General features: G+C 42.8%; 6 protein-coding genes and 1 pseudogene. 3 read left to right on the plus strand and 4 right to left on the minus strand.

The window, feature by feature from the left end; all coding sequences use genetic code 11:
• Positions 1-18: 18 nt before the first annotated feature.
• The 3 genes and pseudogenes from L0M98_RS09820 to L0M98_RS22685 all read right to left on the minus strand — a co-directional run.
• The gene (locus L0M98_RS09820) at positions 19-1,017 is read right to left on the minus strand and encodes a virulence RhuM family protein (RefSeq protein WP_186974583.1); all 999 of its coding nucleotides are present in this window, start codon (positions 1,015-1,017) and stop codon (positions 19-21) included.
• A gap of 2 nt (positions 1,018-1,019) precedes the next feature.
• Positions 1,020-5,549 (minus strand): type II CRISPR RNA-guided endonuclease Cas9, encoded by a 4,530-nt coding sequence (cas9, locus tag L0M98_RS09825; protein WP_227215749.1) that lies wholly within the window; start codon positions 5,547-5,549, stop codon positions 1,020-1,022.
• A 219-nt stretch (positions 5,550-5,768) separates the two neighbouring features.
• Positions 5,769-6,050 (minus strand): annotated as a pseudogene (locus L0M98_RS22685) (PD-(D/E)XK nuclease domain-containing protein); the annotation flags it as partial.
• A 509-nt stretch (positions 6,051-6,559) separates the two neighbouring features.
• On the opposite strand from L0M98_RS22685, the gene L0M98_RS09835 reads away from it, so the two are divergent.
• Together L0M98_RS09835 and L0M98_RS09840 are read left to right on the plus strand one after the other, a co-directional pair.
• A complete protein-coding gene (locus tag L0M98_RS09835) occupies positions 6,560-8,059 on the plus strand; it encodes an oligosaccharide flippase family protein (protein ID WP_186974581.1) in 1,500 nt (499 codons plus the stop codon).
• Positions 8,060-8,073: 14 nt separating this feature from the next.
• Positions 8,074-9,285, plus strand: a complete 1,212-nt coding sequence (locus L0M98_RS09840; RefSeq protein ID WP_186974580.1) for a glycosyltransferase — start codon at positions 8,074-8,076, stop codon at positions 9,283-9,285.
• On the opposite strand, the gene L0M98_RS09845 is transcribed toward L0M98_RS09840, so the two are convergent.
• The gene (locus tag L0M98_RS09845; RefSeq protein ID WP_227215748.1) at positions 9,282-9,935 is read right to left on the minus strand and encodes a hypothetical protein; all 654 of its coding nucleotides are present in this window, start codon (positions 9,933-9,935) and stop codon (positions 9,282-9,284) included. The two genes, L0M98_RS09840 and L0M98_RS09845, sit on opposite strands and share 4 nt — an antisense overlap.
• A 270-nt stretch (positions 9,936-10,205) precedes the next feature.
• On the opposite strand from L0M98_RS09845, the gene L0M98_RS09850 reads away from it, so the two are divergent.
• Complete coding sequence (locus L0M98_RS09850; RefSeq protein ID WP_186974579.1) at positions 10,206-10,889, plus strand: hypothetical protein; 684 nt, start codon at positions 10,206-10,208, stop codon at positions 10,887-10,889.
• Positions 10,890-11,378 lie beyond the last annotated feature (489 nt).

An 11,378-nucleotide genomic window follows, 5' to 3' on the forward strand; every position in this document is an offset into this window, starting at 1 on the left:
TATTTCTGTGAGTGCCGTTTATTGTTTTAGATTTTTCCTCTCTCTTTCAAAGTTCTCGATAAAATGTATCTCCACGGGAGATAATTGCGAATCCGTTCGTTGCTTGAATTTGTCGTATTCGGTATCAGCTTTCAGTTTTGCTATTTCTGCCGAGATGCTTCCGGCGTGTGTCAATAGTTCCTTCCCGGAAAGTTTAAGAAAATCATCCAGTTTTTGCATCCAGTCTTTCATGTACATGGGTGTATGACTTTTAGCTTGCAATTCCGCGAAATCGAGAAAGAGGCTAACGATTCGGTTCAAGATATCCAGTTCTTCTTCGGTCAGATAATTTTTGGCGTACTCGGCGTCACTTCGTTTTGGTATCATTCCTGTCCACGTGGTCAAGCCCATGAAATCTTTCTCCGCGTCTGCTCGGTTATAAATAATTTCAGCTGCCGTGTGCCCGTGAACCGAGAAATGCATCTTGTTCTGTATCGTGGCAAAAAACAATCGGGTCATTTCCGTACGCGGGTCATAATCTATGCTGAGTGCATAAATTTCAAGAACTTTCCGGTAGAATAGTTTTTCCGATGAACGGATGTCACGAATACGTGCGAGCAATTCATCAAAATAATTGCCTCCTCCCGCTCTCTTCAACAAATCGTCATTGAGTGCAAATCCTTTTACTAAATATTCTTTCAACACTTGCGTGGCCCATATACGGAATTGTACGCCCCGGTGGGAATTTACCCGATACCCCACGCTGATAATCATATCAAGATTGTAATAAGAAACTTGATATGTTTTCAAGTCAGAGGCAGTTGTTGCATTTTTTGCAACAACTGCCTCTGTTTTTAATTCGCCACTCTCCAATACGTTTTTTATATGTCTGGATATCGTGGATTTATTGCGTTGAAATAATTCCGCCATTTGATCAATACTCAGCCAAACCGTGTCCTCGGAAAGGATCACTTCTATTTTGGCTGCTCCATCTTCTGTTTGATAAAGAAGAATTTGACTTTTATTTTCCTCTTGCATGGCTATTCCGGTTTAAAGTCTCCTATTTTTATAATATTTCCCAGACGATCTATTTTGAGGGGAAGACAGGTTTCTTTTATCATTTCCTTTTCTCGAGTGATTGCTCGTTCCATTTTATTCATAGAAGAAAATTCCATTTTATCTACAATGCTTTTTGCAACTTCCGCTTTGATAAAGAAACATCGGTTACCGGTGGCTGACACCGTTTTATACACCCGCTCCCGATCTATCGGGAAATGAATCTCTCCATCACTCACCTCCTTCGCCGTGGGTAAATATATCAAATCATTGGGCGAAAGAATATATTTCGGGCTATCCCCATTTGCGTCCTCGGGAGCGGGCGACAATCCTTTCTTTTGCCGGTCAATAACCGTATTTAACGGGATTGTTGCGTACGTTCTTTTGCGTGCAAACGTGCCGGTTTCTGGATCAACACTTTCCGTTTCATAGATCGCGAAGAATAGATTGGTACCTTTAGCGGCTTCCACGAATTTTGAACTTTTATTTCCCGATTGTCCGACGGCAAATTTATCAGCTTTCTCGTACCATCTTACTTTATAAATAGGTTGATGGTGCGTCCCGTCGTTAAGTCGCTTTATATCCCGATTCATGGCACCAATCCCGTCGGGCGAAAACGCTAAATTGGGATCATCATTATTTTCCTCTAAATGGCGGAGCAGGATTTTCTGAATACCTGTATCCGTTATTTCTTCTATTATTTTCTTTCGGGTAAATGTCGTATCCAATGGTTTGCGAGTGGCAAAATACCTGTCCTTTGTTTCTTGCGTGAAATAATAAACTTCAATCTTTGAAAGATTAATGTCTTGCCAGACATCACGATTGTCTTCAAAATACTTCTTTATCTTCCCGCTATCATAACCTAGTTCGAGCATGGCTATTAATTTCTTTTTTAAGTCTTTTTCCACGATCGTTTGTGGTTGCTTGATAGCCTCCTTCAGTGAAACCGTTTTTATTTTGCGCAGATTCACTTCTCCGAAGACGGTTTCTTTATGCATCGGTTTGCGGATAGCCCAACTTGTTCCCTTCGTCTGACTGGTAGATACTTTTTTCCCGTTTTCGTAATGCAGGTAGTGATTTGTCGTTTTATTTATGACACGCAGATTCTGCTTGAAACTGACAATGATGTTTTGCAATGCCGTCTGCATATCTCGCGTGAATGTTTCCCAAGGCTTGTTGAGAATCCATTTATAATTACCTTTATCGTCAGTTTTATATTTGGTACAGAGTAACGATTGCAAGTCATGGCGGGCAACCTTTGCTTTGTTGCTTGCCGACTGGTTATTCAGGTAATTCACGATATTACGATTCGCGCACGCGATGACGATAGCATCCATAGCGTGGTGGCGATGGTCGATACGCTTTTTATTGAAACCTTTCTGCAATTCGAGGGGGATTGAAGGAATAATATGTCCGTTCGCGCTCACGGATGTAAATCGAGAGCACCCCGTTATTTCATTCAACCGAACAAAACGGGGTAGAATAATTTTGTTCCAAACATCATTAACCCCCCAATCCTTCTTCAGCCGATCGGTAACGCCACCCGTGCACACGATGACATTTTTGGAAAGAGCCTCTTCTTCTCCTTCTTCCCGCACGATATTCGAGAGCAAAGATGTTACTACTTTACTGATATAGCGGCTGTCATTCAATTGGCGGGCAATGAATTGCTCGGGAATATCCTCCATGAGCAGTTTCTTCATTTTACCACGGTTACGCGAATAGTGTTCACGCGCGAAACGCTCGTAGGCTTCAACGGAGAAAATTTCAACCGTTTTCCCGGAACCGAGGTACACCTTTTCCCCGGGATGTTTTTTGATAAACTCGTACCCCAAGCAATTACTTTTTAATTTATTCACTTCCGCTTCACAAATCACCTTGTTGCTGAACGAATCATCAAAATAACGTGCTTGCGGGATGATATGTTCTATTTCATAAGCGGGAGTGAACAATTTGCCAAGTGGTATTACCTCACCTGTATACGGGGATACATATTTTTGTTCCAACCACAGCTTGTAACGTAAGATTTCAGAACGGGAGGGGTACCTTTTCGTGTCACCTTGTTTGAATTTGTCCAATATGGAAGAAATATCTTCCGGTAATTCGGGAGTACTATTTAACACGGTATCCTCGTAAATACGCAAAATATCTTGTTGGCTTGGAGAATAAGGACGAACATTTTCAATCTCGAATTCCGGATTTATAAATTCCGTCAACAACATTTTGACGCGTAAGTTCGTGTTTTTATTTTCCAAAATCTGTCGTGTTATGTCGGCACGCTTGCCGGACGGATTCTTCATCTCTCGTCCAAGCTCGACGTGAATTTCATCAATCCGACCTGCTTGTTTCCAAATATCTCGAACCGTGCGTAATGTCTCCGTGATCACTTGTTCCACGATCGGATTACGCAATGAATGTTGCTTGAATGATTGCAAGTAATCGTCTATATCCGCGGGAGTCTTCCACCGGGTGATATCTTTCATTTCCGAGTGACGATCGTAAACGATATAACACGCCAGCCACGTGGGCAACGAATGGAAGTCATTGATGGAGGTTAGGTTAATCGCTTTCTCCCGAACCCGGTTTCGTATATTGTCGTCGTACTCTCCGGCAATTATTTTGTCAATTCGAGTCTTGGTTTGGGCATCAATAGCAGTTTCGTTCCAGTACTTTCCGCTTCGCATCAAGGGAAGTAATTTCTTGATAGCTTTGGCTGAATAGGCTCCGTATTCTTTTTTGAAAGGAGGGAACTTTTTAAATACGTCCGCGAATTCGGCATTCAAATTATTTTTACGGGCAAACGACCGAAGAGCTTTTTCAATTTCTTGTTTATCCTCCACCGAGTATAAAATATGCCACAAGGCTTCTTCTTTTTCCCTCGTGAGGAAGGTGGGAGCTACGTGTGCTTTCCCGAGATAAGCCAAGATTTGGGCATGGGTTTCATTGCAAGGATAAGTTTTTTCTTCGACATAATTCCATCTGTAATTGGCGGCTTTGTTTTTCAAGTGAAATGCCGGATATTTCAAAAAATTCTTTTGGTCGATCTCTTTTTTGTCATTTAACCACGAGAACAATTCGGCGTAATCTTCTTCTGTGGGCAATAATTGTCGGGTGACATCTATATCAACCCCTGCATTTTCGCCTTCTTTCTGGTAAATACGGATGTTGGAGATAAATTGCCACAGGCGAAATTCTTGGAATAACGGGTGGGATTTGGCGATACATTTGATCGGGGAGGTCTTGATTTCTCCTGTTTCCGTGTCAACGAAAGTATTCTGCTCGTACGGGCAATTTTCAATGAGCGACTTTTTACTTTTCAACGGGCGTTGATAAAAGATAATGTCATTCATGAAAAGGTGAATAAAATCTCTTGCGGCAATATTATTGCGATGTGCCTCGTTGTTGGGATAAAGTTCTTGAATACAGGTAGTATATAATTCTTTGTCCTGTAATTCCGGGTGAAATTTGATTTGTGCCTTCAGTATCTGTTGAAGTTCATCCCTGTAATATTTACGCTCGATCGTGTGTATCAGTTTCCCGCGTATTTTTTGAGAAGGATTCTGTAACAAGGTATCGTAAATATATCTGCCCACGGTTTCACCACTCTTCTCGATATCAGCCTCGGTTCTTTTTTTTGAAAGCGTCCAATCCTCTTCTTTCGGTGCTCTAAAAGATCTTTTTATATTCCCTTCTTTGTCTTTTTTAGGGTTTCCCTCCGCGTCTATATCTGTTGTTACGATGAATTCTTTTATTTTGCCTTCCCACTCTAAAGGAGTGGCACTTGTCCGGCGATATATCATGCCATTCTCCAGATGAATGTTATACCACGAGTCTTTTCCTTTTTTTTCTCCGCTGTCTTCTACTTTTACGACTTTAAGCGCGTAAAATTCTTCCAGTTTAGAGGAATTTTCTTTTTCTTCTTCTCCCCGGAGTTGATAGTAGCCTCGTTTTTGGTTAAAATTTAGTAGTATCCATGCCAGTTCCTCTTTCTTGATTTTTTGTGTTAGAGCCTTTTTGCGCAAATAGTATAGCGTCCAATCATAAGGAACTTTTTTATTGCCCGCGACTAATTCAGGTGCATGGGTGGCAAAATCAAATAACATTTCATTGAAAGAATCTTTGAAAATAAATTCATGTATTCCGTTTTCATCCGGTTTCCACGGAAGTTTACATTCAATGCCTGTTGAGAATTTCCCGTGACGATCCAAATGATTCGTGTAATGTTCAGGTAAAAATCCCAGTAAATCTAAAACACGGTGTAAACGTTCACGTCTTAATAAATGCCTCTCTCGTAAACGGCGTACGCCTCTATAGCGGGTACGTTCAGCGGTTTGTGATGTTGAATTTCCTTTATTGAAGTCCCCCAATATGGCGGCATCCATCGGAATAATGCGACTGCCGGCGGCTTCTATTTCCTTTAATTGTATTTTGTCCTCGTTATCAATATTACCGTTTATTAGAGCCCAGCCGATACTGTTAGTTCCTAAATCCAGTCCTAAAATTTTTTCCCCCATGACCATACTGTTTGAATTTCTTCAAAACTATAAATATTTCTTTAAAAATCCTATGGTATTTCGTTTATTTTTTTCTATGTTTGCGATACTAATTTAAGCAAATCACAATAAGGATTATTCCGTTGTGAAAACATTTAGGGCAGGGATAAGAATAATTTTCTTGTCCTTTCTCTTTTTTATACTCCCGCGTATTTGCCCGGTGAAAAAGTGCTCCGGATACTATTTCGCCGGAATCACGATCCACTTTTCGATATTCCGGGTTTTGGCACTGAAATTCACCCCGATTTTGAACAATTTACGGCTGTCCGTTTCAAAAGGCAGGGCGTAACGTTTGTCGTCGATTTGTTGTAGTGCTTCTTCCGCCGTACCGTTCAATTTAAATTCCATCACGTAGATATAATCTGCTGCTTTTACCACTAAATCCACTCGTCCCTCGGAGGTACGGTATTCCGTTTTCGTGTAGAATCCCACCAGTTTGAAAACGATGAACAACACGTTCTCCAGATTGCATGCACGCGCGCTCCACGACTCCCTTGAAGCGCAAGGCGAGAGTACTTTCCCCAACTTCGGTACCGTAGATTATTTTCCATTTCATCAGAGCCTCGTTCAAGATTTTATCCAAGCTGTCCGGAGAATCTTATTTCCCGATATTCAGATCGAGATGTAACACCGGTCTGCGCACCCAATCCTTTTCCAACGCCTCTATCGCCAGTCCCTCGAACAACTCCTTTTCTCCTTGGAAATCCGTTTATTTTTTTGTGACAATAAGACAAAGATACCTAAAATGTCGGTACATGCGCCATGTTTTTGTATATCTCGGATAATTTGTTACGTTATATATTTATTATTCAACCATGCAACTTCATATTTTTTGCATATCTCGGATAATTTATTACGTTTGTATGTTTGTTCTTCAACCATGCAACTTTATGTTGATTGTATGTGAAGGGATATTGTAAAACATTTAGATACTGTAGTTTATAACTGTATACATGCTCGTGAATTGAAACATGATGTGTAGGAGTTTCGTGGCGGATAACAGTAGAACGGCGCAAGCGTTATGGTTGGCGCTGGCTAATGCCTTGTCATTATGCATGACATTGGTCATATCGGCTATCCTTAGCCGATATATGACTGCTGTCGAGTATGGCACGTATCGTCAGGTTGTTTATATTTACTCGACTTTGTTGATGATCTTTTCCTTCGGGCTTCCCGGTGCGTATTCTTACTTTCTTGCACGTGTCCCGGTAGAAGAAGGGCAGGCGGTGATTCGCAAACTCGGCGTGTTATTCTGGGGACTTTCTTCCGTCTTTTCAGTCACCTTGTTCACGGGGGCATCACGGATAGCCGAATTACTTGGCAACCCGTTGCTAACCGATAATTTGAAATATTTTGCCATAACTCCCTTGCTATTGATGCAGGTATTGGGCGTCGAGCGCGTATTGACCGTGTACGGGAGGGCACGTGTTGTGCTGGTGTACGTGCTGTTGAGTCGCGCTTTCAGCGTACTTTGTTCCGTGATACCCGTGATTGTTTTCAATACCGGGGTTCCCGGGGCAGTTATCGGGTTGGTGCTCGCTTCTTTTGGCTCCTTTCTCGTTGGTATGCGACTCTTGTCATTGCCCTTTAAGAATGTAACACGGGGAAGAACGGATTTGACTATCGCGGATATATTGCGCTTCTCGATGCCGGTGTTTTCTTCGAGCTTGTATGGATTTGTCATTGGTTCCGCGAGCCAATTTTTCGTGAGCCGCTACTTTGGGGTGGAAGAATTCGCTATGTTCGCGAACGGTTACAAGGAACTTCCGGTAGCGGGGATAATGATTGGTGCCGTTTCCGGTATTTTATTACCGGAATTTTCCCGGATGACAAAGGACGGTTCCGGTAGCGGGCAATATCTGGTACTTTGGAAAAACGTGGTGCTTAAGTCTGCGTCGGTAATATATCCGTTTACCGTCTATTGTTGCATTTTTGCCCCGGAAATAATGGGGGTGTTATACGGGACCGCTTATCGTGAAGTCGCCGGTTTATTCCGGATTGTCACGATAGTAAATTTGGTGCGTATCGTGCCGTACGGACCGATAATGTTCGCGTTAGGCAAAGGCAAGATATTTGCCAACGCCCACTTGGTCACGGCGGTACTATTGCTCTGGCTTGATTTCCTTTGCGTTACCTTTTTCCCGTCTTTGTCTGCGATTGCTATCATTGCAACGGCAACCACGGTCTTTTGTCTTGTGGTTTTAATGGTAAGTACGGCACGGCTCCTGAACACCGGGCTTTCGGGATTGATGCCATGGAAATCCATGTCCAAAATTCTATTCGTGTCTGTCTTCTCGTGTTTTTTAGGGAGTTGTGCGGTAAATTTAACGGGAGTTACCCGTGATTTTCCGGTTCTTCTCTCGGGATTTTTGATATCGGTTGTTGTCTATCTGCCTCTTTCATATATCGCGGGGATTAATTACGTGAGGCTGTTGAAACCGTTGGTGTCATCCCCGCGAACGAATCCATGAAAATGAAATTGACTATGAATATTCTAATTATCACAAAGCATTTTTATCCTTACAATCGAATTGCCTCTTTTCGAATTAACTCGTTCGCTAAATATTTTCATGAAGCGGGGCATTCGGTAACGGTCGTGACCGAGGGAGAATGTGATGAAACCGCCTTGTGGAATGGCTGTGAAGTTTACTATATTAAAGATCCGATGATGACTCCGGCGTATTTGTTTAAACAAATACAGTTAAATAAAAAATGGACTCCAAGACGAGTGGTTAGGGCTTTAGAAGCAAGAATATTTTTGAAGGGACCCTGTATTTGGCGTGCCAAGGCCTATAAAAAAATAGAAGAATTATTTCAAAGGAATGATTTCGATGTGGTATTGAGTTCTTTCGGACCTTTGACTCCTCACGCACTCGTGATGAAATTGTTAAAGAGAGGATACAAATTCTTTTGGGTTGCTGACATGCGTGACGAAATGTCAAAACATCCTGTCTATTCCAAAATATACGCGAAACGGCTCTCGTTTTATGAACGTAAAATACTCGAGAAGGCAGATTTGGTATTGTCCGTGTCGAAGCCCCTTATTGATGATTTTAAGACGATGTGTTCACACGAGCGGTTTTTGGAAGTGAGAAACGGATATGATTACGAGGAGTGTCATGAAGTGAATTTTCAATCCCAATTCACGATGGGCTATATAGGTAGGTTTTATGGAATGGCTATTCCGGATAATCTGTTTAACGCCTTTTCCGAATTAATCGAGGAGGGAAGACTACCCGAAAACAGTCGGATTAAAATAGTTGGAAATCACAGGCATGTTGATGTACCCGGCAGGATATCGTCGAACGTGATTCAATGTAAGGCTGTGCCTCATGAAGAAGCGATCAGGATATCCACGACCGAGGTTGATACTCTCGTGATGGTGCATAGCTCCGGGCGGAAAGGAGTGTATTCCGGTAAATTGTTCGATTATCTTGCCACGAATAAACCTATTTTAGCTTTGTACGACCCTAACGATGTGGTTGCCCCGCTACTTGCCGAAACAAAAGCCGGGTTTATCGTTGACGACGCCGATAAAGAGGGAATTAAAAATATGATCATGAAATGTTATCAGATATGGAAGAATAAGGAGGTGCTTCCGCGAGATTGGGACAAGATAAAACAATACTCGCGTCGCAACCAAGTCCAAATTCTTCTCGATTACCTGTCTGCAAATTACCGGGGCAAAAACAGCTAGATGCCCGCGTATTCGCTCGGTGAAAAGCGATCCGGGTTCTCGTTGCCGAAGAACAAATATAGATGCAGTGGCGTTCCGTCCGGTTGTCCTGCCGCGGGGATTTCCATGGTTACCTCCCCGTCACCGCGGTGCGCGTTGTGGCAGGTAATCATTTGCGGGGAACGGGGTTGCGTGTTGTAGAAGTACCCGAGGTACACTTGATCCGAGGCGCTTGCTTTCGGTCGGTCGGCGTCATTTTCCCAGCGGAGAGTAACGCTCCAGCCATCTCGTGCTACATCGGTAATCACCGGGGCTTCCAAGGTTCCCATGGAGAAACGGAATGTCGGGAACGCCCACACGCCTTTGCCCGGGCGGAGGCATCCGCCGTTCACGGAGTGGAATGCCGAGTCGCTTTTGGATATCCCCGTTGCCCTTGCCCACGTGCGCCATATTGGCAACCCCCCGGTAGCACGGCGGTATATTCGCCACATCTTCCGAACCTCGGTGAATTGGCTGGAAGATTTCTCTTCTCCTTCTGTTCTGGATTTCTTGGGGCCTCGTTTGGATTTGCATTTCCGTATGGTTCCCCCGTACAGGTAATACGTGACGCCGTCCATTTTTAGAGGTCCGTTAGCTAGTAAAGCCGCTAGTAAAGATGAGTTTCTATCCATAGCCTATATGATTTAAGTATTAATTCCGTATCAATTCCGGTACAATAGTACTTAAAATATTTTAGTTATGCAATAGTTTTCCTTTATGAACGCTATTATAAATAGGGTTCGTATAGCGTTCATATAGGGTTCGTATAGCGTTCATGACGGAATTCATACGGAATTGTTCCGGAATTAAAGCCGGATTAATATGTGTAATTGCCTAATAATAGCATGGTTTTAGAATAAAATGGTTATATTTGCAGAGAGAAATTTTAAAACAGAAAGAGTATGGCAGAATTTGTGAATCCGGTAGGAAAAATACGGGGGAAATACGGGAACGTGATTGGCTACGTGCGGAAGAACGGGAAGAACTATTGCAAGAGTGCGGGGTTGAAGCGTAAGCCGAACGGGGAGGTGCAGAAACGGCAGTCGATAGCCTTCGCCACGACGACAGAAAGAAAACGATGGTTGATGGTCGCCATTCGGTTAGGATTTCCCGGGGGAAACGGCTATCCGGAGGGGTTCAACGGGTTCGTGAGCGCGAACGTGACGAATGCCGTGGAAGTGGAGAGGGTTGACCCGGAGAAACCGATCAGTGTGCGCAAGAAAGCCGGACGGGAGTTCCGTGGCGAGATCGATTACCGGAAATTGCGGGTAGCAGCCGGGCAGTTGGTACCGCCATCGGTTAGTGCCGAGGTGGACGCGGAGAACCGGAAGGTGCATTTCACCTCCCCGGGGGAGCAACTCGAATTGATCGATTGTTTCTTGGATGATAAAATTTATGGCGTGGTGGCTGGTGTACGGAACAAGCGTTGCCGCGTGGTGGAATTGGGTACACGGGGAGAGGCTATCGGCACGAGCGTGGATTTCCCGAGAAATGTCGAGGCAGACGAGCTTGTCGTTTACGTGTTTGCGGCGGGTGCCGACGGGAAGGATGTTTCCGATTCGGTGTGCGTGTGTCACCCGGAGTAATGTTGACTAATAAAAAAGTTTTATCTGGCGAATGAAAGTTATAGGAGAACCGTTTGGGGAACTAAGCGTCTAGGGTTTTCTTAACTATTGATTGCTAAAATTAATACGCATATTTTTTAATGAAAAAATATCAATAAATGTTCGTTTATTGACTGCAAATGTACGATTATTTATTAAATATGAAAATATCAACAAAGAAAATTTCATATTTTAGCAAAATATATTTGCATTTGTGATAAAAATCGACACAATGACTTTATTTTAAAGCAATAGAAGATGTCTTTAAAATCGTGATTAATCTTTTCTTGTTTGTTTTTACAGATATATTTTACCCGGTTAATGAAATTTTCCACTGAAAGAAATTGTGGGTTATTTTCTGCCTAAACCAGGTAAAACTCTTCTATTAATGATTATTTATGATGGATAATTGTAAATCTATTTCTGCTAATATCCTTTTTATCAGGCATGTAGTGTATTTGAATGTGCCTT

The organism is Butyricimonas sp. DFI.6.44, from assembly GCF_022132345.1.
In the GTDB taxonomy this organism is placed as follows: domain Bacteria; phylum Bacteroidota; class Bacteroidia; order Bacteroidales; family Marinifilaceae; genus Butyricimonas; species Butyricimonas muris.